26 protein-coding genes, 1 tRNA gene and 1 pseudogene are annotated in these 26076 nt (G+C 66.2%); 20 read left to right on the forward strand and 8 right to left on the reverse strand.

The features are described from left to right. Positions 1-33: 33 nt before the first annotated feature. Positions 34-1275: a glucose-1-phosphate adenylyltransferase gene (locus MICSW_RS07265; RefSeq protein ID WP_228179052.1), complete on the reverse strand. Its 1242-nt coding sequence runs from the start codon at positions 1273-1275 to the stop codon at positions 34-36. 46 nt (positions 1276-1321) lie between these two features. Here MICSW_RS07265 and glgA point away from each other — a divergent pair, with 46 nt between their 5' ends. The 4 genes from glgA to MICSW_RS07285 all read left to right on the forward strand — a co-directional run bounded on the left by glgA (position 1322) and on the right by MICSW_RS07285 (position 4684). Further along, entirely contained in the window at positions 1322-2545 is a 1224-nt protein-coding gene (gene glgA, locus MICSW_RS07270; RefSeq protein ID WP_292735709.1) for a glycogen synthase, read from the forward strand. Positions 2546-2555: 10 nt separating this feature from the next. Further along, positions 2556-3344, forward strand: coding sequence for an ABC transporter ATP-binding protein (locus MICSW_RS07275; RefSeq protein ID WP_292728245.1), 789 nt, complete (start codon positions 2556-2558; stop codon positions 3342-3344). A gap of 86 nt (positions 3345-3430) precedes the next feature. Further along, positions 3431-3688, forward strand: coding sequence for a type B 50S ribosomal protein L31 (locus tag MICSW_RS07280; protein ID WP_067246295.1), 258 nt, complete (start codon positions 3431-3433; stop codon positions 3686-3688). 96 nt (positions 3689-3784) lie between these two features. Beyond that, positions 3785-4684 (forward strand): alpha/beta fold hydrolase, encoded by a 900-nt coding sequence (locus tag MICSW_RS07285; protein ID WP_464498153.1) that lies wholly within the window; start codon positions 3785-3787, stop codon positions 4682-4684. Here the strand turns inward: MICSW_RS07285 and MICSW_RS07290 are convergent. Further along, positions 4644-5198 carry a CGNR zinc finger domain-containing protein gene (locus MICSW_RS07290; protein ID WP_228179057.1) on the reverse strand — a complete coding sequence of 185 codons (555 nt, stop codon included), beginning with the start codon at positions 5196-5198 and terminating at the stop codon, positions 4644-4646. The genes MICSW_RS07285 and MICSW_RS07290 overlap by 41 nt on opposite strands. 88 nt (positions 5199-5286) lie before the next feature. Here MICSW_RS07290 and MICSW_RS07295 point away from each other — a divergent pair, with 88 nt between their 5' ends. Beyond that, positions 5287-6279 carry an EamA family transporter gene (locus MICSW_RS07295; RefSeq protein ID WP_228179058.1) on the forward strand — a complete coding sequence of 331 codons (993 nt, stop codon included), beginning with the start codon at positions 5287-5289 and terminating at the stop codon, positions 6277-6279. On the opposite strand, the gene MICSW_RS07300 is transcribed toward MICSW_RS07295, so the two are convergent. From MICSW_RS07300 to MICSW_RS07310, 3 genes are all read right to left on the reverse strand, one after another. Beyond that, positions 6251-6724, reverse strand: coding sequence for an Lrp/AsnC family transcriptional regulator (locus MICSW_RS07300; RefSeq protein ID WP_228179059.1), 474 nt, complete (start codon positions 6722-6724; stop codon positions 6251-6253). The two genes, MICSW_RS07295 and MICSW_RS07300, sit on opposite strands and share 29 nt — an antisense overlap. 115 nt (positions 6725-6839) lie before the next feature. Further along, positions 6840-7448 carry a histidine phosphatase family protein gene (locus tag MICSW_RS07305; protein ID WP_292728278.1) on the reverse strand — a complete coding sequence of 203 codons (609 nt, stop codon included), beginning with the start codon at positions 7446-7448 and terminating at the stop codon, positions 6840-6842. Further along, positions 7445-8329 (reverse strand): Sir2 family NAD-dependent protein deacetylase, encoded by an 885-nt coding sequence (locus MICSW_RS07310; protein ID WP_228179061.1) that lies wholly within the window; start codon positions 8327-8329, stop codon positions 7445-7447. Before MICSW_RS07310 ends, MICSW_RS07305 begins: the two co-directional genes overlap by 4 nt. 101 nt (positions 8330-8430) lie before the next feature. On the opposite strand from MICSW_RS07310, the gene MICSW_RS07315 reads away from it, so the two are divergent. Then, positions 8431-9243 (forward strand): TrmH family RNA methyltransferase, encoded by an 813-nt coding sequence (locus MICSW_RS07315; protein WP_228179062.1) that lies wholly within the window; start codon positions 8431-8433, stop codon positions 9241-9243. On the opposite strand, the pseudogene MICSW_RS07320 reads toward MICSW_RS07315, so the two are convergent. Next, positions 9218-10065 (reverse strand): annotated as a pseudogene (locus MICSW_RS07320) (SGNH/GDSL hydrolase family protein). The gene MICSW_RS07315 and the pseudogene MICSW_RS07320 overlap by 26 nt on opposite strands. Before the next feature lie 71 nt (positions 10066-10136). Between MICSW_RS07320 and MICSW_RS07325 the strand changes: the two are divergent. From MICSW_RS07325 to MICSW_RS07340, 4 genes are all read left to right on the forward strand, one after another. After that, on the forward strand, positions 10137-11975 hold the full coding sequence (locus MICSW_RS07325) for a DEAD/DEAH box helicase (RefSeq protein WP_464498161.1): 1839 nt from the start codon (positions 10137-10139) through the stop codon (positions 11973-11975). 96 nt (positions 11976-12071) lie between these two features. Beyond that, positions 12072-13154: a VIT1/CCC1 transporter family protein gene (locus MICSW_RS07330; RefSeq protein WP_464498163.1), complete on the forward strand. Its 1083-nt coding sequence runs from the start codon at positions 12072-12074 to the stop codon at positions 13152-13154. Between the two features lie 64 nt (positions 13155-13218). Next, positions 13219-13881, forward strand: a complete 663-nt coding sequence (locus tag MICSW_RS07335; RefSeq protein ID WP_464498165.1) for a DsbA family oxidoreductase — start codon at positions 13219-13221, stop codon at positions 13879-13881. After that, positions 13878-14006 carry a hypothetical protein gene (locus MICSW_RS07340; protein ID WP_292727509.1) on the forward strand — a complete coding sequence of 43 codons (129 nt, stop codon included), beginning with the start codon at positions 13878-13880 and terminating at the stop codon, positions 14004-14006. Before MICSW_RS07335 ends, MICSW_RS07340 begins: the two co-directional genes overlap by 4 nt. Positions 14007-14269: 263 nt before the next feature. Here the strand turns inward: MICSW_RS07340 and MICSW_RS07345 are convergent. Further along, a tRNA-Leu gene (locus tag MICSW_RS07345) sits at positions 14270-14355 on the reverse strand. Positions 14356-14467: 112 nt separating this feature from the next. Here MICSW_RS07345 and MICSW_RS07350 point away from each other — a divergent pair. Continuing rightward, positions 14468-15775 carry a M20/M25/M40 family metallo-hydrolase gene (locus MICSW_RS07350; protein WP_375237089.1) on the forward strand — a complete coding sequence of 436 codons (1308 nt, stop codon included), beginning with the start codon at positions 14468-14470 and terminating at the stop codon, positions 15773-15775. Positions 15776-15789: 14 nt separating this feature from the next. Next, on the forward strand, positions 15790-16614 hold the full coding sequence (locus MICSW_RS07355; RefSeq protein WP_228179068.1) for an undecaprenyl-diphosphate phosphatase: 825 nt from the start codon (positions 15790-15792) through the stop codon (positions 16612-16614). A gap of 25 nt (positions 16615-16639) precedes the next feature. On the opposite strand, the gene MICSW_RS07360 is transcribed toward MICSW_RS07355, so the two are convergent. Next, positions 16640-17506, reverse strand: a complete 867-nt coding sequence (locus MICSW_RS07360; RefSeq protein ID WP_292734621.1) for a PAC2 family protein — start codon at positions 17504-17506, stop codon at positions 16640-16642. Positions 17507-17631: 125 nt separating this feature from the next. On the opposite strand from MICSW_RS07360, the gene MICSW_RS07365 reads away from it, so the two are divergent. The 8 genes from MICSW_RS07365 (at position 17632) to MICSW_RS07400 (ending at position 26033) form a co-directional block, all read left to right on the forward strand. After that, on the forward strand, positions 17632-18315 hold the full coding sequence (locus MICSW_RS07365; RefSeq protein WP_464498170.1) for an HAD family hydrolase: 684 nt from the start codon (positions 17632-17634) through the stop codon (positions 18313-18315). Then, complete coding sequence (locus MICSW_RS07370) at positions 18312-19349, forward strand: tRNA (adenine-N1)-methyltransferase (RefSeq protein WP_292727515.1); 1038 nt, start codon at positions 18312-18314, stop codon at positions 19347-19349. Before MICSW_RS07365 ends, MICSW_RS07370 begins: the two co-directional genes overlap by 4 nt. Positions 19350-19353: 4 nt before the next feature. Then, positions 19354-20316: an FKBP-type peptidyl-prolyl cis-trans isomerase gene (locus MICSW_RS07375; RefSeq protein ID WP_464498173.1), complete on the forward strand. Its 963-nt coding sequence runs from the start codon at positions 19354-19356 to the stop codon at positions 20314-20316. A 123-nt stretch (positions 20317-20439) separates the two neighbouring features. Then, positions 20440-21372, forward strand: coding sequence for a helix-turn-helix transcriptional regulator (locus MICSW_RS07380; RefSeq protein ID WP_267189816.1), 933 nt, complete (start codon positions 20440-20442; stop codon positions 21370-21372). Beyond that, on the forward strand, positions 21369-22346 hold the full coding sequence (locus MICSW_RS07385; RefSeq protein WP_228179073.1) for a helix-turn-helix transcriptional regulator: 978 nt from the start codon (positions 21369-21371) through the stop codon (positions 22344-22346). Before MICSW_RS07380 ends, MICSW_RS07385 begins: the two co-directional genes overlap by 4 nt. Positions 22347-22446: 100 nt before the next feature. Further along, complete coding sequence (gene tatA / locus MICSW_RS07390) at positions 22447-22716, forward strand: Sec-independent protein translocase subunit TatA (protein ID WP_228179074.1); 270 nt, start codon at positions 22447-22449, stop codon at positions 22714-22716. A gap of 69 nt (positions 22717-22785) precedes the next feature. Further along, positions 22786-23547, forward strand: coding sequence for a twin-arginine translocase subunit TatC (tatC, locus tag MICSW_RS07395; protein WP_228179075.1), 762 nt, complete (start codon positions 22786-22788; stop codon positions 23545-23547). Beyond that, a complete protein-coding gene (locus MICSW_RS07400; RefSeq protein ID WP_464498177.1) occupies positions 23544-26033 on the forward strand; it encodes a DEAD/DEAH box helicase in 2490 nt (829 codons plus the stop codon). The genes tatC and MICSW_RS07400 overlap by 4 nt, the downstream gene beginning before the upstream one ends. Positions 26034-26076 lie beyond the last annotated feature (43 nt).

Raw genomic sequence — 26076 nt, forward strand, 5'->3', positions numbered from 1 at the left:
ACTACGCTACCGGCCCGGCCGGCGCGGCACGGATCAGCGTTCGACGACGACGCCTTTGCCGACGACGGTGATCCCGGAGTCCGTGACGGTGAACCCACGTTCGAGGTCATGAGCCCGGTCGACCCCGATCGTCGCGCCGTCGGCGACTACGACGTTCTTGTCGAGGATCGCGCGGTGGACGCGCGCACCCGGACCTACGCGCACGTAGTCGAACAGTACGGCATCAGTGATGGTCGATCCGCCGGCAGCGAGAGTCCACGGGCCGACGACGCTGCGTTCCAGGTGCGTTCCCGAGAGCACGGAACCGAGCGAGACCACCGAATCGATGGCGGTCCCGATCCTTCCGACCGAGTCGCGCACGAACTTCGCTGGCGGAGAGTTGACGGTCTGGGAGTGGATCGGCCAGTCGGTGTTGTAAAGGTTGAAGACCGGGAGCGTCGAGATGAGGTCCATGTGCGCGTCGAAGAACGAGTCGATCGTTCCGACGTCCCGCCAGTAGGACCTGTCCCGATCCGTGGATCCGGGAACATCGTTGAGCTTCATGTCGTAGACACTCGCCTCACCGCGGTTGACGAAGTACGGCACGATGTCGCCGCCCATGTCATGGTTCGATGTCGGGACTTCACCGTCGGCCTCGACTGCCTCGATCAGGGCATCCGTGTCGAAGATGTAGTTGCCCATCGACGCCAGGACCTCGTGTGGAGCATCAGCCAGACCGTTCGGATTCTGCGGCTTCTCGAGGAACTCGCGGATGCGCGTCGAGCCCGGTTCGACGTCGATGACGCCGAACTGGTTAGCGAGGCCGATCGGTTGACGGATGCCGGCAACAGTCGCCCGGGCACCCGACTCGATGTGGGCGTCGAGCATCTGGCGGAAGTCCATGCGATACACGTGGTCCGCGCCGATGACGATGACGATGTCGGGTTGTTCGTCGATGATGAGGTTCATCGACTGCAGGATCGCGTCGGCAGAGCCCGAGAACCAGCGCTTTCCGAGCCGCTGCTGAGCAGGCACCGAGGCGACGTAGGAACTCAGCATCGGCGACATCCGCCAGGTCTGCGAGATGTGGCGATCCAGGCTGTGGGACTTGTACTGCGTGAGTACGACGATCTGCCGAAGCCCCGAATTGATCAGGTTGGAGATCGCGAAGTCGATCAGCCGGTACTGGCCGCCGAAGGGAACCGCGGGCTTGGCGCGGTCGGCGGTCAGCGGCATCAGCCGCTTACCCTCTCCACCGGCGAGGACGATTCCAAAGATCTTGGGCGACGTAGCCATACCCCCACACTATGCCGCCCGGTGACCCTGTACTAGCGTTCGACACATGCGCGTCGACATCGTCACCAAGGAGTATCCGCCCGAGATCTATGGGGGCGCCGGTGTGCACGTCGCAGAGCTGGTCAAGGCACTCCGCGCGCTTCCGGCGAGCGAGGCGCCTGGCGCCGCTCCGCTCGACGTTCAGGTGCGCGCCTTCGGCGCTGATCGCGACGAAGCTGGCACGACGTCGTACGTCACGCCGGCAGAGCTTCGGGGCGCGAACGCGGCGATACAGACGATGGGGACTGACCTGCTCATCGTCGACGATGTGGCAGGCGCCGCTGTCGTGCACTCCCACACGTGGTACGCCAACTTCGCCGGGCACGTGGCAGGGCTGCTCCACGGCATCCCCCACATCGTCACAGCACACAGCCTCGAGCCGCTCCGCCCATGGAAGGCCGAACAACTCGGCGGCGGATACGCGGTCTCGAGTGAGATCGAACGCACCGCGTACCACGGGGCAGCGGCGATCGTCGCGGTAAGCGAGGGCATGCGTGCCGACATCCTGCGCAGCTACCCCGACCTCGATCCGGCGACCGTCCGGGTCATCTACAACGGCATCGACACCGAGCAGTGGCATCCGGTCGAGGATGCCGAGACCCTCGCCGCGCTCGGCATCGATCCGACCCGACCATCGATCGTCTTCGTCGGGCGCATCACACGGCAGAAGGGTCTGCCGTATTTGCTGCGCGCGGCCGAGCGTTTGGACCCGGAGGTGCAGCTCATCCTGTGCGCCGGCGCCCCGGACACGCCCGAGATCCTCGCTGAGGTCGAGGGACTTGTTCGGGGGTTGCAGGAGACGCGCGATGGGGTGGTCTGGATCGACCGCCACCTCAGCCGACACGAGCTCTGCGTGGCGCTGACCGCGGCGACGACCTTCGTATGCCCGTCGATCTACGAGCCCCTCGGCATTGTGAACCTTGAGGCCATGGCGTGCGGCGCAGCAGTCGTCGGCACCGCCACTGGCGGCATCCCGGAAGTCGTCGCCGACGGCGTGACGGGCAGGCTGGTTCCGATCGAACAGGTCACGGACGGCACCGGAACGCCACTGGATCCCGAGGCGTTCGTCGCCGACCTTGCCCGGGTTCTGGGCGAGGTCGTGAGCGATCGCGAGAGAGCGAAGGAGTACGGGCTAGCGGGTCGCAAGCGCGCGGTAACAGAGTTCAGCTGGCAGCGCATCGCGGAGCAAACCGCCGCGCTCTACGCCGAGGTGACACGCGGCGCCCGATAGGCTGGAACGCATGGCTCAGGTGCTCGAATTCTCCGACGTCGTCGTCCGCAGAAACGCCCGAGACATCATCGATCACATCGATTGGACAGTGTCCGAGGACGAGCGCTGGGTCGTGCTCGGCCCGAATGGCGCAGGGAAGACAACCCTGCTCGAGCTTTCGGCGTCGCTGCTTCACCCGACCTCGGGTCGCGTGAGCATCCTGGGGGAGCGGATCGGGCGTACCGACGTCTTCGAGCTGCGTCCGCGCGTCGGTTTCGCGTCCACATCGATGGCGCGTCGCATCCCGCCGGACGAGACAGTGCTGGATGTCGTGATGACCGCCGCTTACGCGGTGATGGGTCGCTGGCGCGAAGAGTACGACCAGGTCGACGTTCGCCGTGCGATGCGGGTGCTTGCCGAGTGGCAGCTCGATGATCTTGCAACGCGCACCTTCGGCACGCTCTCCGACGGCGAGCAGAAGCGCGTGCAGATCGCACGCTCGGTCATGACGGACCCCGAACTGCTGCTGCTGGACGAACCCACCGCGAGCTTGGACCTCGGCTCGCGCGAGGAACTTCTCACGCTCCTGAGCGGCTACGCCGCCGAGCCGACGACTCCCGCCATGGTCATGGTCACCCATCACGTGGAAGAGATCCCGGTGGGCTTCACCCACGTGCTGTTGTTGCGCGATGGCGCCGTCATCGCAGCGGGGCCACTGCGCGAGACACTCACGGAGGATGCGCTCAGCACCGCGTTCGGGGTGCCCATAGCCCTGCACGAGGAAGCCGGTCGATACGCTGCACGGGCGCGGACGTCGTGATCGGCATCCGCACGCGAACCTGATAGACTCGTCCTTTGGTGCCAGCGCACCGCAGACTTTCTTTCCCCATCTCGGCAAGGAACCCCATGAAGACTGACATTCACCCCGACTACCAGGCTGTCGTGTTCCGCGACCTCGGTTCCGGCGAGACCTTCCTCACGCGGTCGACGGTCACCAGCGACAAGACGATCGAGCTGGACGGCGTGGAGTACCCCGTCATCGACGTCGAGATCTCGTCGGCGTCGCACCCGTTCTACACGGGCAAGCAGCGCATCATGGACTCGGCCGGCCGCGTCGAGAAGTTCAACCAGCGCTTCAAGAACTTCGGCGGCTCGAGCAAGTAAGCACGAATCGCACACGACGAAGACCTCGCTTTCGAGCGGGGTCTTCGTCGTTTCTGTCAGCGTCGAAGGGGCGGGTGCGCTCAGTAGACTCGTCGGGTGCCCGCCCCGCATCCGTACGCCGCGCTTCTGGACGAGATTCCGGTCACCGGCCGTGAGGTGTCAGTGCTCGGCGGCACGACTGCGTACTGGGACTACGGACCGGCAGATGCGCCGGTCACCGTCGTCGCCGTTCATGGCTTCCGCGGCGAGCACCACGGGCTGGAGCCCGTCGTCGCTTACCTCCCGGGAATGCGCATCATCTCGCCCGATCTCCCCGGCTTCGGTGACACGGCGCCGATCGCCGGGCGCAGGCATGACCTGTCGCTGTATGCCGAGTGGCTCGCCGAGTTCGTTTCTCGTGTCGCGCCGGGGGCGGTCATCCTCGGTCACTCTTTCGGCTCGATCGTGGTGGCTGCCGCCGTGGACGCCGGGCTCGATACCCCGCGTGTCATCCTGGTGAATCCGATCGGCGCGCCCGCGCTGGAAGGGCCGCGGGGGATCCTCACCCGGCTCGCGGTCTTTTACTACTGGGCCGGCGCGCGGCTACCGAGCGGCGTCGGTACTGCGCTCCTCAGAAACGGTGCAGTCGTGCGGGTCATGAGCGTGTCAATGGCCAAGACGCGGGACCCTGAGTTGCGCCGGTTCATCCACGACCAGCACGACACGTACTTCTCGCGCTTCGCCGATCGTGATGTGCTGCACGATGCGTTTGTGGCCTCGGTCTCCCACGACGTCAGGGAATTCGCTTCCCGCATCACGCAGCCGACGTTGCTCATCGCGGCCGAGCGCGATGACATCACGCCGATCGAGGCGGAGCGCGAGCTCGCGCGCCTGTTCGCCAACGCCGCCCTCGTCGAGATCGCGGATGTCGGACACCTCATCCACTACGAAACGCCAGCGCCGGCCGCCGCTGCAATCAGGACGTTTCTTGGGCTCGACGAGCCCGATACGCGATGACATTCATGCGGTTGCCGCAGTTGCCGGTGTCGCAGTAGCGCTTCGAGCGGTTGCGGGAGAAATCGACCAGAACTCCTTCGCAGTCGTCAGCCTCACAGACCAGCACCCGATCGTACTCGTCCATGCGGATGACCTCCACGAAGGCCATCGCTGTCTCGACCAGGATGCGTGTGGCCAGGGGCGCATCGTCATCCGACGCGTGCACGTGCCAGTCGTACTCGTCGTGGATCACGAGTTGGGGAAGCGCCTCACCGTCGCGGAGCATGGCATTGACGATCGGCACGGCACTCTCACGGTCGACTCCCCAGAGGGTGCGAAGACGAGACCGGATGGCGCGCACAGCCTCGTGCTCATCACGCGTGCGTGAAACCGTGCCGCTGTAGGGGTAGCGTGCGAGGAAGGCATCGTACTCGTCTGCGGTAGTAAGGGTGTCGTCGTCACCGCCGAGGGGCAGCGTGTTGACCAGGTCGACGGCCGCGCGCAGGGCCATCTCGGTGTCATGGATAAAAACCATGTTGACTCCTGACATGCCGAGGGCTACTGTTTCGTTCGTGACCAGTGTGTCACGAGTGTCACCCCCTTTCACTCCTGACAGGCCGCCCATGTCCGCTCCGACCGCTCCGGTCCCCGTGCTCACCGCTCCTGCGCGTCGGCACTCCTCGCTGGCGGGGCTCGCGATCGGACTGTTGTCCGCGCTGAGCTTCGCGTCCTCGGGGAGCTTCATGAAGCCCCTGATGGAGGCAGGATGGAGCCTGGGCGCGACCCTGTTGCTGCGCATGGGTGGAGCCGCCCTGATTCTCGCGCCCGTGCTGATTGTGACGATCCGTCGCCGGCCCGGCTTTCTTCGCAAGCACGGCCTGCTAATCGTGGCTTTCGGGCTCACCGGAGTGGCCGGTTGCCAGATCTTCTACTTCGCTGCCCTGCAACGGATGCCGGTGGCGATGGCCCTGCTCATCCAGTACTTGGCTCCGGTCTTGCTCGTCGGGCTCGCGTGGGTGCGCACCCGGCGAGCACCCTCCCGCCGCATTCTCGCGGGCTCGGTTCTCGCGATCGCGGGCCTCGTGCTCGTCGTCGACATTGCCGGGGCAAGCTTCGACCTGCTCGGCACCCTGCTCGCCTTGGGGGCAGCCGCCTGCACCGCCGCGTACTTTCTCATCGCCGAGAAGACCGGCGACGACATCCCGCCGCTCGCGCTAGCCTCGGGCGGTCTCATCACCGGCGCACTTCTGATGGGCGTGCTCGTGGGTACCGGCTTCTTGGCGTTCACGGCTCCGGACGTCGACGTCGTACTGGCCGGCGTCAGCCTTCCCTGGTACGTCCCCATCGCGTGGGTGATTGTCGTGGCAACTGCCGGAGGCTACGCGTTCGGGGTGCGAGCGGGATCGATGCTCGGTTCCCGCGTCGCGTCGTTCGTCGGGCTCACCGAGGTTCTGTTCGCGCTGCTCATTGCGTGGGTTGTGATCGCCGAGGTGCCGACCGTGATGCAGGCAGTCGGGGGAGCGATGATCTTGACGGGAGTGATCCTCGTGCGTTCCGATCCCGGCGAGGCCGCGAAGGAAGAGAAAGCTAGCGTTCCTCTCGTGCCAGCTCCATGAGTGGGCCCACCCGATAGCCGATCACTTCACCCATCGCCAGCGAGGTCTCGGTGCGCTCGACGCCCTCGATCGCGAGGATGCGGGCATCGGTATCGAACAGATGCTGGGTATCGCGGCACGCTACTCGGACGAGCAAATCCACGGTCCCGCTCAGGCCGTGCACCTGAACGATCTCGGGGATTCTCTCGAGTTCTGCTGTGATCCGTGGCAAGTCAGCCTGGCGGACCGTGACGTTGAGGAATGCCTCAATGGGAAAACCCAGAGCGGTGGGGGAGAGAGCCCGTTCGTACGAGAGGAAGACGCCTGCCTTGTCGAGCCTCGACATCCGCGCCTGCACGGTGTTCCGAGACAGACCGAGGCGATCCGACAGCGCCACCACGGTCGCGCGCGGGTCCGCCGCGAGCGCAGCCAGGAGCTCAAGGTCGACATGGTCAAGAGCGGTCATATCGCGGAAGGCTAGCATGTCGCTGATTCGCGGATTGCTCATGTTGCTCACAATGTCATCACGAAACTGAGCGAGCTGCGTAGCGCAGTCCGATGGGCGGATCGGTATGCCCAACCTATAGGGAGACTGCCGCCCCCGCGTAGTCGACCAAGGTGAGTCCATCGGGCGAGTACTGGAAGGTGTAGTCGGATCCGTTGGCAAGCCGCTCTTCGCGGGCAGGTAGCCTGCCGTCGCTCACGTGATGGATGACGGAACGGATGAGTGCGCCGTGAGTGACCACGAATACTCGCGTGAGATCGGGCTGAGCGGCAAGAGCGTCGGTGACGACGGCATCCAATGCCGCGAACGCCCGCAGCTGCAGCTGCTCACGCGATTCCGCGCCGGGCACCTCGGCCGTGTACCAGTTGCCCCACCGCACGGCGAAATCATCGACCGTCAGCCCTTCGGCCTCGCCGTAGGCGCGCTCACGGAGCGCCGAGTACGCCAGTGGCGCCTCCGATCCCCACTGGTCAGCGATGATCTGCGCTGTCTCACGGGCGCGAGAGAGGTCGCTGCTGACGATGCGCGCAGCGGTCGGGTCTTCGAGTGCTCCGCGTAGCCGTTCGGCGGTCTGACGGGCTTGCGCTCGTCCAGTCTCGTTGAGGGGGATGTCGGTACTGCCCTGAATGAGCCGGGCGCGATTCCAGTCCGTCTCGCCATGACGGATGAGCGTGAGGTGGGTCACCTCTCGAGACTACTTGCCAGCTCTCGCTGACCGACTGGCGTCACCAATCCCTCGAGCAGCGCTGTGAGGGCCTCGGAGGTTCCACCGTCGATCTTCACGGTGGCGCGCCCGTCCGCTCGCGTCTGACCGCGGTTGATGATCACGATCGGGATTCGCCGGCGGCGCGCCCGTTCCAGCAGGCGGATGCCGGAGTTCACCACGAGAGAAGAGCCGGCGATGACGAGGGCTTCGCTGCCCAGGACGAGCTGCTCTGCCTCACGGAACTTCTCGGTCGGAATGTACTCGCCGAAGAAGACGACATCGGGTTTGAGGGTTCCCGTGCACACCGAGCAGTCCGGCACGATGAAACCGTCGGTACTTTCGGGCGTCACATCGCCATCGGGTCCAAGGGGCAGTTCGTGCGTCGTGACCAGCCAGGGGTTGTCACTCTCCACCCGTGAAGACAGATCCCGCCGGTCGAAGACCTGGCCGCAGCGGGTGCAGAACACGCGACGCATCGTGCCGTGCAGCTCAACCACGCGGCGGCTGCCGGCCCGCACGTGCAGACCGTCCACGTTCTGTGTGATCACCCCGGTGGCAACCCCGTGCTCTTCGAGTGTGGCGATGGCACGATGCCCCGCATTGGGTTCTGCCGAGGCGAAGCTGCGCCACCCGAGGTGGGAGCCGACCCAATAGCGCCGACGTGCGGCATCGCTGCCAAGAAACTGCTCGACGGTCATGGGGCGGCGCACCGGCGCACCCTTTCCGCGATAGTCCGGGATTCCCGAGTCGGTCGAAACGCCAGCACCGGTGAGGATCGTCATTGAGCGCCCGTCAAGGACGCGCAGCGCATGGGCGAGAGCTTCGGGAACGTCCGTGGCAGCGCCGTCGATGAGCGACATCCCTGCCTCCTCTGTCTCGCCTGGTTCAAGTTTAGGCATCCACGTTTTCCGGCATGTTTCGTGCTGCTGGGTCCGCACCGCACGAGTGAGAGGATCAAAGGATGCAGCGCGTCGACATCCTGGATGCCAACGACCCACGGCTGGAGGATTACCGCGATCTCACCGATGTCGCCCTGCGTCGACGCATCGAGCCCGCAGGGGGGCTGTATATCGCAGAATCCGCGAAGGTCATTGCCCGCGCGCTGGGTGCGGGTCATCGGCCGCGTTCGGTCCTGACCCAGCAGAAGTGGATCGATGATCTCGCCCCGCTGCTCGCGCAGCACCCGGACGTTCCGGTCTACGTCGTCGGTGCCGACCTCGCTGAGCGCCTCACAGGCTACGCCGTGCACCGTGGCGCTCTGGCGGCGATGCACCGGCCGGAGATGCCGCCGCTTCGAGACGTGCTGCGGGAGGCGAGACTCGTCGTTGTGCTCGAGGACATCGTCGATCACACCAACGTGGGGGCGATCTTCCGCGCCTGCGCAGGGCTGGGCGCCGATGCAGTGCTGGTGTCTGCGCGCTGTGCCGATCCGCTCTACCGGCGCAGCGTCAGAGTGAGCATGGGAACGGTCTTCCAAGTGCCGTGGACGCGCCTACCCGACTGGGACCAGACCCGCAGCATTCTGCACGAGGAAGGCTTCCAGATCGCCGCTCTTGCGCTGCGTGAGGACGCTGTTTCGCTCGACGACTTCGAGCCGACCTCCCGTGTGGCGCTTCTGCTTGGCGCCGAGGGCGACGGGCTCACACCGAAAGCTCTTGGCGTTGCTGACACTGTCGTGACCATCCCGATGGCGGGAGGCGTCGACTCACTGAACGTTGCCGCCGCGAGCGCTGTCGCGCTGTGGGCGCTCAGGCATCCTCTGTCGGCAGGCTGATCGCACCGGTGGTCGCGATCGGGAGCGGTTGAGGGCGCTTGGCTGTCAGGTTGTCGCCCGATGACTGGTGTCGCAGGCGCCGCAGGACCCACGGCACGAGGTGCGTGCGTGCCCAGACGAGATCTCCGGCACGCGCTTCGCGCCACGTGCGGGTCGGGAAGGGATCCGGCTGCATCGGCACGAGGTCGTTGGACACATTCAACGCACGCAAGACCATCCGCGCGACCTCGTGGTGACCCAGCGCGTTCAGGTGGAGTCTGTCGTCATCGAAGAACCGGGGATCTTGAATCTCTTTGAGCGACCACTGGTCGGCGACGATGCAGTCGTAGCGGTCTGCGATGGCGCGCAGGTTTTCGTTATAGATCGCGATCTTCCCGCGAAACGCGCGGAAGACGGGAGTGAAGCTCGTGTCGATGCCCGTGAAGATCACGACTGTCGCGCCGGTGCTGCTCAGACGCACGACCGCATCCTCGAACAACTGCGAGATCTCGTCAGGGTCGGTACCGGGCCGGATGACGTCGTTGCCCCCGCGCAGAACGTGATCAGGTCGGGAGAAAGCTCGAGTGCCGGCTCGACCTGTTCGTCGACGATCTGGGCGATGAGTTTGCCGCGCACCGCGAGATTTGCGTATGCGAAGTCTTCGGACTGTGATCCCAGCACCTCAGCTACGCGGTCGGCCCAGCCCAGGTGCGATCCGGGGTGGGTCGGGTCGGGGTCACCGATGCCTTCCGTGAACGAATCACCGAGCGCCACGAACCGTCGCCAGGGGTGAGGTTCGCTGTTCGCGATGAACGGAGTTCGGTGTTCGTCGGTGGCGGCCATGCTCTGTCCTCCTGGTCGTCTATCGTAGTCGGGCGGTCCGACGAGCGACCGATGTTTGTGGGAGGGGGAGCGTGCACGAGACAGCGCCGGTCCCGGCATCCGACCATCCCCGGGGGAGCTTCGCCGCCGAACACCTGTCGCCGTCCTACCCGCAGCGTGCACCCTGGGGAACGGCCGGGCGCCTGCGCGCGTGGCAGGCCGAAGCCCTCGACCGGTACTTCGACATGGACGGGCCCGACGGTCCCGGCGGTGGACCTCGCGACTTCCTCGCTGCCGCGACGCCCGGCGCCGGCAAGACGACCTTCGCACTGCGCCTTGCTACCGAGTTGCTGCGGCGCAACATCATCGACCGGGTCGTCGTGGTCGCCCCGACCGAGCATCTGAAGACCCAGTGGGCCGACGCTGCAGCCCGGGTCTCGCTGCGGCTGGACCCGCACTTCACGAATCGGCACACTCGCCCGGCCCGCCATTACCACGGGGTCGCGGTCACGTACGCGCAGGTCGCCACGAAGGCATCGGTGCATCAGGTGGTGACCGAGTCGGCCCGAACCCTCGTGATCCTCGACGAGGTGCACCACGGCGGGGATGCCCTCAGCTGGGGAGACGCCCTCCGCGAGGCCTTCGGACGTGCAACGCGGCGGCTGCTGCTGTCGGGTACGCCGTTCCGCAGCGACACGGCGCCCATCCCCTTCGTGGAGTACCACCCCACCGCCGACGGCATCCGGGTGTCTCGTACCGACTACGACTACGGGTATCGACGTGCGCTCGAAGACGGTGTCGTGCGTCCCGTGCTCTTTCTTGTCTACGCCGGCCACATGCGGTGGCGAACCCGCACCGGCGACGAGATGGAGGCCCAACTCGGGCAAGACAACACGAAAGACATCACGGCGCAGGCCTGGCGGACAGCTCTCGATCCCGGCGGCGAGTGGATTCCGGCAGTGCTGCGCTCCGCCGACCGCCGGCTCACCGAAGTGCGAGAGCACGTCACGGATGCCGGTGGCCTCGTGATCGCCACCGACCAGACCGCCGCTCGGGCCTACGCGCAGATCCTGCAGGCAGTGACCGGTGAGGAGCCCACCGTCGTGCTGTCGGACGAGCCCGAGGCATCCGCGCGTATCGAGACCTTCGCCGCCGACACGACCCGGTGGATGGTCGCGGTACGAATGGTGTCTGAGGGCGTCGACGTGCCACGGCTTTCGGTCGGCGTCTACGCAACGTCGGCGTCCACCCCGCTGTTCTTCGCCCAGGCCATCGGGCGTTTCGTGCGCGCGCGACGCCGTGGCGAGACCGCGAGCATCTTTCTTCCGCACGTGCCGCCGCTTCTCGCTCTGGCGGGCGAACTCGAGCGGCAGCGCGATCACGCCCTCGATCGGCGGTCTGACGAGGACGGCGAGTGGTCGGCCGAAGATGACCTGCTCGCGGCGGCCGAGCGTGAGGATGCGACATCCGACGCGCTGACCGACGAGTTCGAGTACGCCGCGCTGGGTGCCATCGCCCATTTCGACCGCGTGCTGTTCGACGGCAAGGAGTTCGGACAGCTCGCCACCCCCGGAACGCCGGAAGAGGAGGAGTTCCTCGGCCTTCCCGGGCTACTCGAACCCGAACACGTGCACGATCTGCTGATGCAGCGGCAGGCGCGGCAAAGCCGTCACCGGCAGGCGCGTGAAGCAAAGGAGCGCGAAGTAGGGGCAACGGATGACGCGCCGCCTCCTGCCCTGCACCGCACGCTGAAGGAACAACGGCAGCTGCTCAACAGCCTCGTGGGGCTCTATGCGAGACAGTCTGGTGAGCAACACGGCCACGTTCATGCCGAGCTTCGCCGCATCTGTGGCGGCCCCGCCGTCTCGCACGCAACTGTCGCGCAGCTCCAGGCGCGCATCGATGTGTTGCGTGCCCGAGTGAGGTCGTAGCCGGGATTCGGTGCTCCAAAATGCTGCGAATCCACGGATTCGGCATCGGGGGCCCGGTGGCGTCTCCTAGCCTGGGGAAGACCCAGAAGGAGCCCGATGAACGCCGAATCGACGGCTGGTGAGCGGCGGAGGTGGGCTCAGTACCTTGTGGACGAGCGCGCTGAAGCGCGCGTATACCGTGAGCTGGCTGCTCGCCGCACCGGGGAAGAGCGGGCGATCCTGGAAGCCCTCGCCGATGCCGAACGTCGGCACGAGTCGCACTGGCTGCAGTTGCTCGGGGGCGAGCCGAGTACGCTGCCGCGACCCCGCGTGTCGACTCGAATGCTTGCGTGGATGGCGCGGCATTTCGGCTCGATCTTCGTGCTCGCTCTCGCCCAAAACGCCGAAGCGCGCTCTCCCTACGACAGCGATCCGCATGCGACTTCGCAGATGGCGGCCGACGAGAAGATCCATCACGAGGTCGTGCGTGGGCTTGCGGCCCGCGGGCGACGGCGGCTGTCGGGGACGTTCCGAGCCGCGGTGTTCGGCGCGAACGACGGACTGGTTTCGAACCTCGCCCTGGTGATGGGAATCGGTGCGACCGGAGTCGCCCCGCAACTCGTGCTGTTCAGCGGTATCGCGGGCCTTCTCGCCGGTGCGCTGTCAATGGGTGCCGGTGAGTTCGTCTCGGTGCGATCCCAGCGCGAGCTGCTCGCGGCGACGCAGCCGAACGATTACGCCGACGAGGTGTTGTCGTTCCTCGACCTCGATGCGAACGAACTGGCTCTGGTGTTTCGCACGCGCGGGATGCCAGAGGAAGAGGCGCTCACAGCGGCGCGAGCGATCATCGGCGATGCTCAAACGGCGGGTCCCGGCGCTCTGGCCCGCGGAGGCGTGGCGGGCGATGCCGAGGACGACGTCGTCGGAAGTGCGTGGGGCGCAGCGCTCTCCAGCTTCCTGTTCTTCGCATCCGGAGCGATCATCCCGGTGCTGCCGTGGGTCTTCGGACTATCCGGACTCGCGGCAGTCGCGACAGCGCTGGCGCTCGTCGGTGTCGCGCTCCTGGCCACAGGGGCCACGGTGGGGCTGCTGTCCGGCGGTCCGCCCCTGAAGCGCGCGCTGCGACAGCTTGCGATCGGATTCGGTGCGGCAGCGGTGACCTACCTTCTGGGGCTGCTGTTCGGAGTGACGGTCGGCTGACCGCGAGCCCGCTTCCGCCGCTGCCGCCGGGAATAGTGTCGGGGATGCCGCGGTTCGGTGTGACATGAGCGAGTCTTCTGCTTCCCCGATCAAGGTCGATGTCTGGTCCGATGTGCAGTGCCCCTGGTGCTACATCGGCAAGCGGCGCTTCGAGAAGGGCGTGGCGGCGTCCGGAGTACCCGTGGAGATCGAGTATCACTCCTTCGAGCTTGCCCCTGACACGCCTGTCGATTACGACGGGTCGCCGGTGCAGTACCTCTCCGAGCGCAAGGGGGTCTCGCCGGAGCAGGCCGCTCAGATGGTCGAGCGGGTGACGACGCTCGCTGCAGGCGAGGGGCTCGCCTACGACTACGACCACATCCATCAGACGAACACGATCAAGGCCCACGAACTCTTGCACTATGCGAAGGCGCACGGTCTGCAGGAAGAGATGAAGGAAGCGTTGCTGAAGGCATACTTCGTCGATGGCGGGCACGTCGGCCGGGTCGATGATCTCGCCGATCTCGCCGCCACGGTCGGGCTCGACCATGATGACGTCGTCCGCGCGCTCGAGTCCGGCCAGTACACCGCCGCGGTGAAGGCGGATGTCGCGCAAGCTGCCGCGTACGGCATCCAGGGTGTGCCCTTCTACGTATTCGACGGCAAGTACGGCGTTTCGGGGGCACAGGAGAGCGCGACCTTCGCTCAGGTGCTCGCCCAGGTGGCGTCGGAGCGGACTCCGGCATGAGCGGTTCGTCCCCGACCCAACAGGATGCTGCCCAGCCGTTCACCATGCTCGGTGGTGACGGGATCGTCTGCGAAGGCGATGTCTGCAACATCCCCGCCGCGGACAGCGAAACCGTAACGAGCTAGCGAAGCCCAGACAAACGAAAAAGGGCCCCTTTCGGGACCCATTTTCGTTTGTGCGCGAGGGGGGACTTGTCCCCACCGCCACTCCGCGCGCCGCGCTGCGCAGCGCGCGGAGCCTCCGGCGGCGTGGGCCTCCCCACCGCCGCTCCACGCGCCGCGCTGCGCAGCGCGCGGAGCCTCCGGCGGCGTGGGCCCACCCCGGTGCGTCCGCGTCTACCCCTCCCGCACAAACGAAAAAGGGCCCCTTTCGGGACCCATTTTCGTTTGTGCGCGAGGGGGACTTGAACCCCCACGCCCTATACGGGCACTAGCACCTCAAGCTAGCGCGTCTACCTATTCCGCCACCCGCGCAGAGTGGTTTCGGCTTCGCAACCGAAGATCGACATTATCACGTCCGCGGCACCGCCGATAATCGCAGGAGGTCTCGACCCGAAACATTCGCGTCGTCTGATCGCGGTAGGTTGGTGGCCGTGTCGCATACCGAATCGGATCTCCCCGAAGTCGTCGTCGTCGCCCGGGACCTCATCCGTTTCGACACCACGAACTGGGGTGGGGGACAGGCCCGCGGCGAACGCGAAGCCGCAGAGTACGTGGCCGACTATCTTCGGAAGCTCGACCTGACGCCCGAGATCTACGAACCGATCGACCGGCGAACGAACGTCGGCGTTCGCATTCCGGGAGTGAACCGCGACAAGCCCGCGCTTGTTGTCCACGGGCACCTCGACGTCGTGCCAGCTGTCGCTGAGGACTGGTCGGTCGACCCCTTCGCAGGAGAGATTCGCGACGGGATGCTGTGGGGACGCGGCGCGGTCGACATGAAAGACATGGACGCCATGATCCTCACCTCTGTCGCAGACATCCTGCGCAGCGGGCGTCAGCCAGCGCGTGACCTCGTGGTGACCTTCTTCGCGGACGAAGAAAACGGCGGCGGCGAGGGCTCCGCACTGGTCGTTCGCGACCACCCGGAGTGGTTCGCTGGCGCGACCGAGGCCATCAGCGAGGTCGGCGGTTACTCGATCGACCTCGCCGGTCGCCGCGCCTACCTCCTGCAAGTCGGCGAGAAGGCGCTGGTCTGGATCCGCCTCATCGCCCGCGGACGGGCCGCTCACGGCAGCGCCTTCCATGAAGACAACGCTGTCACCCGCCTCGCCGAGGCCGTCGCCGCGCTCGGACGCACGGCGTGGCCGGTGGAACTGACCGCGACGACGGAACGGCTGACCCAACGGATCGCCGAACTCACCGGCCAGGCATCGGATGACCCTGATGCGGTGGCCGCGGCGGCAGGGCCGGCGTCGAGATTCCTACGCTCCACCATCCGCACCACGACGAATCCGACTGCGCTCGCCGCCGGGTACAAGCACAATGTCATCCCGGACCGCGCCGAGGCGTTGATCGACGTGCGGACCCTTCCTGACGGCGAGGATGGTGCCCTGCGCGCCATCCAGGACATCGTCGGGCCGGACATCGAGATCGAGGTCGTCCACCGCGACATCGGTCTCGAGGTGCCCTTCGAGGGCGAACTGGTCGATGCGATGGTCGCTGCCCTCGGGCGACACGACCCGGGCGTTCCGGTCCTCCCGTACCTGATGAGCGGAGGCACCGACAACAAGGCACTGGCTGAACTCGGCATCCGAGGCTACGGGTTCGCGCCGCTGCGGCTTCCGGCGGATCTGGATTTCACCGGTATGTTCCACGGTGTTGACGAGCGAGTCCCGCTCGACTCGCTCGTCTTCGGTCAGCGCGTGCTGACCGACCTGCTGTTGTCTTACTGATCCGGAAGGCATCCATGCTGCTGGAAGCAATCATCCTCGGCCTCGTGCAGGGGCTCACGGAGTTTCTGCCGGTCTCATCGAGTGCTCACCTGCGCATCCTGGGCGAATTTCTTCCGAGCGCTGAGGACCCGGGTGCAGCCTTCACCGCCATCACCCAGATCGGTACCGAGGCGGCGGTCGTCGTCTTCTTCTGGCGCGATATCGTGCGGATCGTCTCACGCTGGTCGCTCGCCCTCGTCGGGAGGGCGCCGCGGAATGATCCCGACGCCCGCATGGGCTGGCTCATCATCATCGGATCGGTGCCGATCGTCGTGCTCGGGCTGCTCTTCCAAGATCAGATCGAGACGACGCTCCGATCGCTCTGGCTCGTCGCCGGAATGCTCATCTTCTTCGGCGTACTGCTGGGCATCGCCGACCTCGTGGGTGCGAAGCGGCGAAAACTGGACCAGCTCACCCTGGGACACGGCGTCATCTTCGGGTTCGCGCAAGCTCTCGCCCTGGTCCCCGGAGTCTCGCGGTCTGGCGGCACGATCACCGCCGGACTGTTCCTCGGTTACGAACGCGCGGCTGCAGCCCGGTACGCCTTCCTCCTGGCGATCCCTGCGGTCTTCGGCAGCGGCTTCTATCAGTTGTTCAAGAGCTGGGACGAGCAGGGGCCGTTCACCCCGATAGAGACTGCTGCTGCCACCGGTGTGGCCTTCATCGTCGCGCTCGGCGTCATCGCCTTCTTCATGAGCTGGATCTCCAAGCGCAGCTTCCTGCCGTTCGTGGTCTACCGGGTAGCCCTCGGGGCGACGTTGCTCGTGCTGCTGAGCATGGGCGTCATCCAGCCCTACTGACTCGGGTGAGCGGGGCCGAAACGGGTCAGGGCTTGCGAGGCTCGTCGCGTCCACCGCGACCGGGCCCGTCGCCGCGACGACGAAGGTACTTCTCGAACTCTTGCGCGATGGCATCCCCCGACGCTTCCGGCGAGTCCCACGTGTCCCGCGTGCGTTCGAGCTGGTGGATGTACTCCGTCATCTCCTCATCGTCGGCCGCCGCAGCGTCGATGGAGGCCTCCCACGTGCGTGCCTGAGCGGGAAGGTCGCCGCGGTCGAGCTTCGCGCCCGTGATGTCTTCAAGCCGATCGAGCAGTGCCAGGCTCGCCTTGGGTGAGGGAGTGTGGCCGGCGACGTAGTGCGGGACGCTGGCCCACAATTGCGCCGCCGGGATGCCGGCAGCCGTCGCGACGTGCGAGATCACACTCAGGATGCCGACGGGGCCCTCGTAGGAGCTGCGCTCAAGTCCCAAGGACGTCCGCACCGGTTCGCTCTCGCTACCCGCGAAGACAGAGATCGGACGAGTGTGCGGAACATCCGCCATCATCGACCCCATCGCAACGAACCCGGTGATGTCTTCGCGCAGGGCGACATCGACAAGTTCGGACGCGAAAGCCTGCCATGCTCGCGCCGGCTCGACCCCCGTGAGCAGCCAGAGCTGCGTGCCCCGCGTCGCGCGGGTGGGACGGTGAATTGTCGTCTCTGGCCATGTCAGCTCGCGGGCGCCATCCGCGGTCGTGCGAATCTGGGGACGCGTGTACTGATAGTCGAAGTACAGTTCGGGATCGACCGAGTAGACAGTCTCGTAGCCGCCGGAGTCGCGCAGATGAGCGACCGCCGAGGACGCTGCTTCACCCGCGTCGTTCCAGCCGTCGAATGCGGCGACGAGAACCCTGCGTCCCAGTCCCTCCACGTGACCTCCTCAGGTGGCGATCCATCCAGAATAGGATGCCGCTGTCGGGCGGGTGCGAGAAACGTCGAGGTCGGGGGGAGCCGGCAGCGGGCAATCGTCAACGAGGCCGTCGGTAGCATGGTCCGGTGACTGCGCCACCCGCCCTCTCCGCCGTGCTCTGGGATATGGACGGCACGCTCGTCGATACGGAACCGTACTGGATTGCGGCTGAGACGCCGCTCGTTGAGAGCTACGGCGGGTCCTGGACTCACGAGAAGGCGCTGTCGCTGGTCGGGCTCGCCCTGGAGGATTCTGCGCGGATCCTGCAGGAAGAGGGAGTGCGAATGTCCACCGGCGATATCATCGAGCACCTCACCAGCGAAGTGATGCGCAGCATCTCGCGGGACGGCGTTCCCTTCCGACCGGGCGCGCGCGAGCTTCTTGCCGACCTGAAGGATGCCGGCCTGAAGACAGCGTTGGTGACGATGTCGATGCGACGGATGGCCTCCCATATCGCCGAGCTCATCGATTTCGACGCATTCGACCTCGTCGTCGCCGGCGATGACGTCACCCGCCCGAAGCCGTATCCGGATCCGTATCTCCAGGCGTGCACATCGCTCGGCGTAGAACCAGCCGACACCGTGGCGATCGAGGACTCGCCGAACGGGCTGCGCTCCGCTGTAGCCGCGGGATCGGTTGTTCTGGGCGTTCCCGCGATGGTCTCGCTCGAGGGGGCCGGTGCCCACGCCGTCTGGCCCACACTTCACGGGGTGACAGCTTCGGACCTCAGCGAGCTTCACCGCGCACACCGAAAGGTCGGCGCCGCATGAGCACCACACCACGTCTGTCCGGTCCGTTCCGCGTGGGCGACCGTGTCCAGCTCACCGGTCCGAAGAACCGGCTGCACACGATTACGCTTCGCGAAGGTGGGGAACTCCACACGCATCACGGGGTGCTGCCTCATTCGACCCTCATTGGGATCCCGGACGGCTCGGTCGTCGTCAATAGCGCCGGCCACGAGTACCTCGCGCTGCGCCCCCTGCTGCGTGATTTCGTGATGTCGATGCCGCGTGGCGCCGCGATCGTGTATCCGAAGGATGCGGCGCAGATCCTCTCCGAGGCTGACGTGTTTCCGGGCGCCGTCGTGGTGGAAGCCGGCGTCGGCTCTGGCGCGCTCTCGCTTTGGCTGCTGCGCGCGATCGGCGACGCCGGGCGACTGGTCTCGTTCGAAAGACGGCCGGAGTTCGCCGAGGTTGCGCAGGCCAACGTCGAGACCTTCCTCGGTCACCGCCCGGCATCCTGGGACGTTCGTGTCGGCGACCTCGTGACTGAGCTGCCGACGGCCGTCGAACCCGGAACGGTAGACCGCGTCATCCTGGACATGCTCGCCCCGTGGGAGTGCATCGACGCCGTTGCGGAGGCCCTGACCCCGGGCGGGGTAGTCCTCTGCTACATCGCGACCGCCACGCAACTGAGCCGCGTAGCCGAGTACATCCGCAACACCGGCCTGTTCACCGAACCCGACGCGAACGAGACGATGGTGCGAGGCTGGCACGTCGAGGGTCTCGCCGTTCGCCCAGACCACCGAATGGTCGCGCACACGGGCTTTTTGCTGTGGGCTCGACGCCTCGCGCCCGGCGCTGTCGCGCCCGAGCAGAAGCGGCGTGCCTCGAAGAGCAGCTACGGCGACGAGGATGTCGAGCTGTGGACTCCCGGTGCCGTCGGTGACCGTCAGATCACCGACAAGAACCTGCGGAAACGAGTTCGCGAAGCGCAGAAGGCGGCTGACGGTGCCCGCCAAGCCGCCACCGGCGGCGGCCCTGTGACGGTCGACGAAACGGCTGAGCCTGACCACCTAGACTGATCCGGTGCGAAAGACACCCGCCTTCCTCGCGATCCTCGGACTGACAGCTGCCGGACTCGTCGGTTGCTCGACAAGCCCAGCCGACGGGTGCGCTCGTGTCACCGATACCGACCCCGCAGCGACCGATCTCGTGACAGTCACCGGTGAGTTCGGCGAGGCGCCCGACGTCGAGGTCTATACCCCGTTCCAGGTGGATGAGCTCGCATGGACCGACCTCACGCAGGGGGAGGGGACGCCGATCATCACGACCGACCAGATGGTCATCCTCGACATGGTGGTCCTCAACGGTCAGACCGGTGAGCCGGCCGTCGCCACCTCCTACGACGTGACGCTCGAGAACGTTTTCTCGATGTCGCGGTGGATCGACACCCTGCCAGGGCTTGAGGATTCTCTTCACTGCGCGCAGGAAGGGGACCGCGTCGTTGTCGCCCTACCGGCAGATGCGATCAACCCGGCTGCCGCGACGCAGATCGGGCTCAAGGAGGGCAGTTCCGCGGTCGCCGTCGTCGACGTTCGGAAGGTCTACCTTCCGAAGGCGGATGGCGCTGACCAGTTCACCGACAGCAACGGTCTTCCGTCCGTCGTCCGCGCCCCGAACGGGCGACCCGGAGTCATCATCCCTGATGCCCCGGCCCCGACCGAACTCTCGATCCAAACGATCAAGAAGGGCGACGGCGAGGTCGTCACCGGCGAGCAGCCGGTTCGCGCCCACTACACGGGTCTGCTGTGGGACACGCGTGAGGTCTTCGACACGAGCTGGGACGGCGATCCGGTCTCGTTCGATCTGACCGCGGTCGTGCCGGGCTTCGCCGCGGCTCTCGAGGGTCAGACCGTCGGATCCCAGGTTCTCGTCGTGGTGCCGCCGGACCAGGGGTACGGCGATGCCGGTCAGGGGCCGATTCCCGGCGGAGCGACGCTGGTGTTCGTCATCGACATCCTGGGGCTCGATCCAGAGCCGGCCTCCTGAGCGAAATCGCCCACGGCAAGAGAGGATGCCGCCCATCGCGGACCTAGGATGAGGGGCGTGCCCTCGAAGTCCACTGTGCGCATCCCGCCCGAGGAGCGGCTTGTCAACCTCGTGGTCGCCCTGATGGCGACCGAGCAGGGCCTCACGAAGGACACGATTCTGTCGTCGGTGTCGGGCTACCGCGAGCAGTCGGAAGCCGGCACGTCGAAGGACGCGCTCGAGAAGATGTTCGAGCGCGATAAAGAGAGCCTTCGTGGACTCGGTGTCCCGATCGAGACGATCGGTGACCGTGCCGATCCCGACGATCTTCGCGAGGCTCGCTACCGCGTACCGACCGCCGAGTACGAGCTGCCTGCCGATATCGAGTTCACGCCGGCCGAGCTCGCTCTGCTGAACCTGGCCGGAGGCGTGTGGAGCGAAAGCTCTCTGTCGGCGGATGCGCGCAGCGGCCTACGCAAGATTCGCGCGCTCGGCATTCCGGTCGAGGATCCGATCCTCGGATACTCGCCGCGGATCAGTCTGCGCGAACCGTCGTTTGCGCCCCTGCAGCGGGCGATCGAGGACTCGCGAATCGTGAGCTTCCGATATATGCGGCCCGGAAGCGCTGCGCCGCGAGTGCGGCGGCTGCAGCCGCTCGCGCTCGTCGAGTTCGAGGCTCGGTGGCACGTATACGGTCTGGATCTCGACCTGGACGCGCCTCGCACCTTCCTTCTCACGCGCATCGTCGATGACGTCGTGATCAGTCGAACCGTCGGAGACCCCGCGCTGCGCGAGGGTGCGGGTGCCCGCGCGCTCGACGGGCTGCGCGAGCTCGCACAGCGGCAGAGGGCACTGGTGGAGATCGACCCCGGGACCGAGGCGTGGTTGCGCCTCTCGCGTCGCGCGGAACCTGCGGCGCAAGGCTGGTGGGTGCCGTACGTGGATCTTCACGTCTTCGCCGACGAGCTGGCATCGTACGGTCCGGAAGTCCGTGTCGTCGAACCGGATGACGTCAAAGCAGAGGTCATTCGGCGGCTTCGCTCTACTCGGGATGCGCACAACGGAGGGAACGGATGAGCGGCTCGTCGATCGCGACCGACCGCGCAGCACTGCTCCTGCAGTTGGTGCCATACCTCATCTCCAAGGGCGAGGTGTCAGTGGCCGAGGCTGCAGACGAGTTCGACGTCACCGCGGAGCAGATGCGCACCATGGTGCGCGGCCTTACCGTCATCGGGCTGCCCGGAGACTCCGGCTATTGGCAGATGGCGAACGAGCTCTTCGACATCGACTGGGACCTGCTGGACGAGCGGGACCTCATCGCGATCACGAACTCCGTGGGTCTCGAGCGGGCGCCACGACTGACCGCCCGCGAAGCTGCTGCTCTGCTGGCGGGACTGCAGCTTGCGGCCACGATCCCCGGCGTGGGGGATTCGCAGTTGTATACCGGGCTGCTGGCGAAACTCGCGCGCGGCGCGTCTCGCGCACCTGCTGCCGTCGTCGTTGCATCGGAGCCGGTCGATGCGGTTCGCCGTCTCGTAGCCGACGCTCTCGGTCGTCGGGTCGCTGTGAGCTTCACCTACAAGACTCCCGAAGGGTCACCGACGACACGCACGGTCGATCCCGTCAAGGTTCTGATAGCCCAAGGGCAGTGGTATCTCCAGGGCTGGTGCCATCTGCGAGAGGCGATGCGGACCTTCCACCTTGACCGCGTGAGCGATCTCGCCCTGACCGACATCCCGATCACGCACGGGCAAGAAACCGTACCCGGCTGGTTCGCCGACACCGGCGACGATGCAGCGGGCGACGTGAACGTGACCTTCGAGTTCCCGGCATCCGTCGCCCCACTCTTGGGTGACTACCTCGATCGAGCGACCGTCACTACCACGGCGGGGGTGAGCACCGCACGGATGCGGGTGGCTGATGTGCTGAGCCTGCGACGACTTGCAGCACGTCGCGGGGGAGACGTGCGGATTCTCGCGCCGACAGGCGCCCGCGAAGCGGCGCGGGAGTGGGCTGAGGCGGGCCTCGCCCAGTACCCCGAGCAGACATAAGAAGACCAAAACAGGGATATGGATGGTTCTCAGGCCAGGTTCCGGTACCGGTGAGCGGCACCGGGGTAGACTGCAGAAACCGCAATCGTGAGGAGACCCCATGGGGAACGCATTCGGGTGGCCGCACCTGCTGATCATTCTCGCGGTGATCCTGTTGCTGTTCGGCGCGGCGAAGCTGCCCGCGCTGGCAAAGAGCCTCGGCCAGTCCGCCCGTGTCTTCAAGGGCGAGATGAAGGCCATGAAGGACGACGACTCCAAGGATGCCGCGAAGCCCGACGTCGCAGCGTCCGAAGCCGCTGACTCGTCCTCGACGGGTTCTGCTGGCTCGTCGCAGGCCGCGTCATCCAGCGGCCGAGATTCCACAGCCTGACCCGGCCGCGTGGCGACCAGTTCCCTGCCGGAGGTAGGAGAGCCCGACCGGCCGCGCCGTGACCGGAGGATGTCTCTCGGGCAACATCTGATCGAGTTGCGCAAGCGGCTCATGATCGCTGCCCTCGCGCTCGTCGTCGGCATGGTGGTGGCGTTCATCATCACCGATCCGATCATCCGGCTGATTACGATTCCGATCGCAGATGTGGCGGCCATGCGTGGCGAGACCGACAAGGTCGAGGTGATGTTCACGACGATCACCGGTCCGTTCGATCTCCGCATCCGAATCGCTTTCGCGACCGGTCTTCTGATCTCTGCACCGGTCTGGCTGTGGCAGATCTGGGCATTCATCATGCCGGGACTCACAAGGAAAGAAGTCGGCTACACGGCGGGGTTCGTCGGGGCAGCTGTTCCGCTGTTCTTCGCGGGGACTACCGTGGGGTGGCTCGTGCTCCCGCACGTCGTCGAGATCATGGCGACCTTTGCTCCAGACCAGACTTCCCTGTTCTACGACGCAACGTACTACTACGACTTCGTCTTCAAGTTCCTCCTTGTGGTCGGGGTTTCTTTCGTCCTACCCGTCTTCCTCGTTGCTTTGAACGTCGCGGGGGTGATCTCGGGCCGCGGCATTCTCAAAGGGTGGCGGGTTGCAGTGCTGGTGGCTACCCTCTTCGCGGCGGTTGCAACACCCGCAGCTGACGCCGTGTCAATGCTGATGTTGGCAGGCATCCTCGTCGTGCTCTTCTTCGCGGCAGCCGGTGTGTCGCTACTGTTCGACCGACGCAAATCCAAGCGCGACGCAGCCCTGCTGCCGCCTGAGGCGACGGGGTGAGTGCTCCAAGCCCAGCGGAGCGATTTGCGCGGGCCGAAGCAGCCCGTGCGTATCCGGTCACGGCGGCGTTCGCCGACGATCAGCGTTTCGATCTCGATCCGTTTCAGATCGCCGGATGCCACGCGCTCGAGTCGGGGCGAAGCGTGCTCGTCGCTGCGCCCACGGGGGCGGGAAAGACCATTGTCGGCGAGTTCGCGATTCATCTGGCGATGCGGGAGCCCTCCGACAAGGCGTTCTACACGACGCCGATGAAGGCGCTGTCGAACCAGAAGTTCCGCGAACTCGTCGATGTCTATGGGCCCGATGATGTGGGGCTTCTCACCGGAGACACCAACATCAACGGAAATGCTCGCGTCGTCGTGATGACGACCGAGGTGTTGCGCAACATGCTGTACGCGGGCTCACCGGCGCTCCGCGACCTGCGCTATGTCGTCATGGACGAAGTCCATTACCTCGCCGACAGGTTCCGCGGTGCAGTGTGGGAGGAGGTCATCATCCATCTGCCGCCGGCGGTGCGTCTCGTTTCGCTGTCGGCGACGGTCTCGAACGCCGAAGAGTTCGGTGATTGGCTCGACACCGTGCGCGGAGACACTGACGTCATCGTGTCTGAGACGCGACCGGTTCCGCTCGAACAGCATGTTCTGGTGCGCGGCGACCTCCTGCCACTGTTCGACGATCGCGCCGGCATCGCGACGGCGCAGGTGAACCAAGAGCTCATGCGCATCCGCTCGTTCAAGGGCCCGACCTACGAGAACAATCGGCGCGCTCAGGCTGGCCGCAGTGCCGCAATGTCAGGAAGTCGCGGCCGTGACGGCCAGCATCGCCGCCCCCACAAGGGCGGTCAGCGGCCGGTGAGATCGGCGAATGCACAACGGATCGAACGGCTCGATCGCCCCGAGGTGATCGAACTCCTCGCGCGATCGAATCTGCTCCCCGCCATCTTCTTCATCTTCAGCCGCGCCGACTGCGATGCCGCGGTGCAGCAGGTTCGCCGGTCCGGAGCCCGCTTCACGACACCCGAGGAGCGGGCGGAGATCCGGGCGATCGTCGAGGAGCGCACCCGAACCCTGCTCGAGGAGGATCTGGCTGTCCTCGGATTCTGGGAATGGCGCGAGAACCTTGAGCGGGGAGTCGCTGCGCATCATGCGGGTCTTCTGCCGGCGTTCAAAGAGGTCGTCGAAGAGCTCTTCCAGCGCAAGCTCGTGAAGGTCGTGTTCGCCACCGAGACCCTCGCGCTGGGGATCAACATGCCGGCGAGAACTGTCGTGCTCGAGAAGCTCGAGAAGTTCAACGGCGAAGCGCGGGTCGCGATCACCTCGGGCGAGTACACACAGCTGACCGGTCGAGCTGGACGCCGGGGGATCGATGTCGAAGGCCACGCCGTCGTCCAGTGGACCGAAGGACTCGACCCGCAGGCCGTGGCAGCACTGGCATCCCGCCGCACGTATCCGCTGAACTCCAGCTTCCGGCCGACCTACAACATGGCGGTCAACCTCATCGACCAGTTCGGCAGAGCACGGGCGCGCGAGATCCTGGAGTCCTCGTTCGCCCAGTTCCAGGCCGACCGCGCTGTCGTCGGCCTTGCCCGGCAGGTGAAGGATGCCGAAGAGTCGCTCGCGGGCTACGCCAAGGCGATGAGCTGCGACAAGGGCGACTTCGCCGAATACTCCGGCATCCGTCGCGAGCTGAGTGATCTCGAGAAGCTGAATCGCAAGGACGCCAATGCTTCGCGCCAGACGCGCGACAAGCGCCAGCGCGAGATCAGTGAGCTGCGGAGGCGCATGCAGCGGCATCCGTGCCACCAGTGCCCCGACCGTGAGCATCACGCCCGCTGGGCAGAGCGGTACTGGAAGCTGAACCGCACCGTCGAACGACTCCGTGGCCAGATCGACGCGCGCACGGGAACCGTCGCGCGGGTCTTTGACCGCATCGTGGATGTTCTGGCCTCTCTTGATTACGTGCGCGTGGATGCAGACGGAGCGGCGACGCTCACGGCCGCTGGTCGCACAATGCGCCGGATCTACGGAGAGCGTGACTTGCTCGTGGCCGAGTCACTGCGCCTGGGCCTGTGGGACTCGCTGGACGCGCCGTCGTTGGCCGCCCTGGCCTGTGCTCTGGTCTACGAGCCGCGCCGGGACGAACCGGGGGAGCGGGCGCTTCCCCGCGGCGCGTTCCGCGAGGCTCTCGCGCAGACCCTCGACCTCTGGCAACGCCTGGACGATCTCGAACGCGACTCGCGGCTGCCCGGGTCGGAGCCGCCGGCAGCGGGACTCGCGCTCGCGATGCACTCGTGGGCAAAGGGGATGCCGCTGGATCGCGTGCTTCGCGAGGCAGACCTTGCCGCCGGCGACTTCGTCCGGTGGGCCAAGCAGACGATCGACCTTCTCGACCAGATGTCGCTTGTGGCCGAACCCAGCCTTGCCACGGTCGCGCGGCGGGCGCTCGATGGTGTTCGTCGCGGGATCGTGGCGTACTCGTCGGTGTGATCGCCGAACCTTCAGCCGCACCATAGCCGTCCGAATGTAGGCT

This window comes from Microbacterium sp. SW12, from assembly GCF_055391095.1.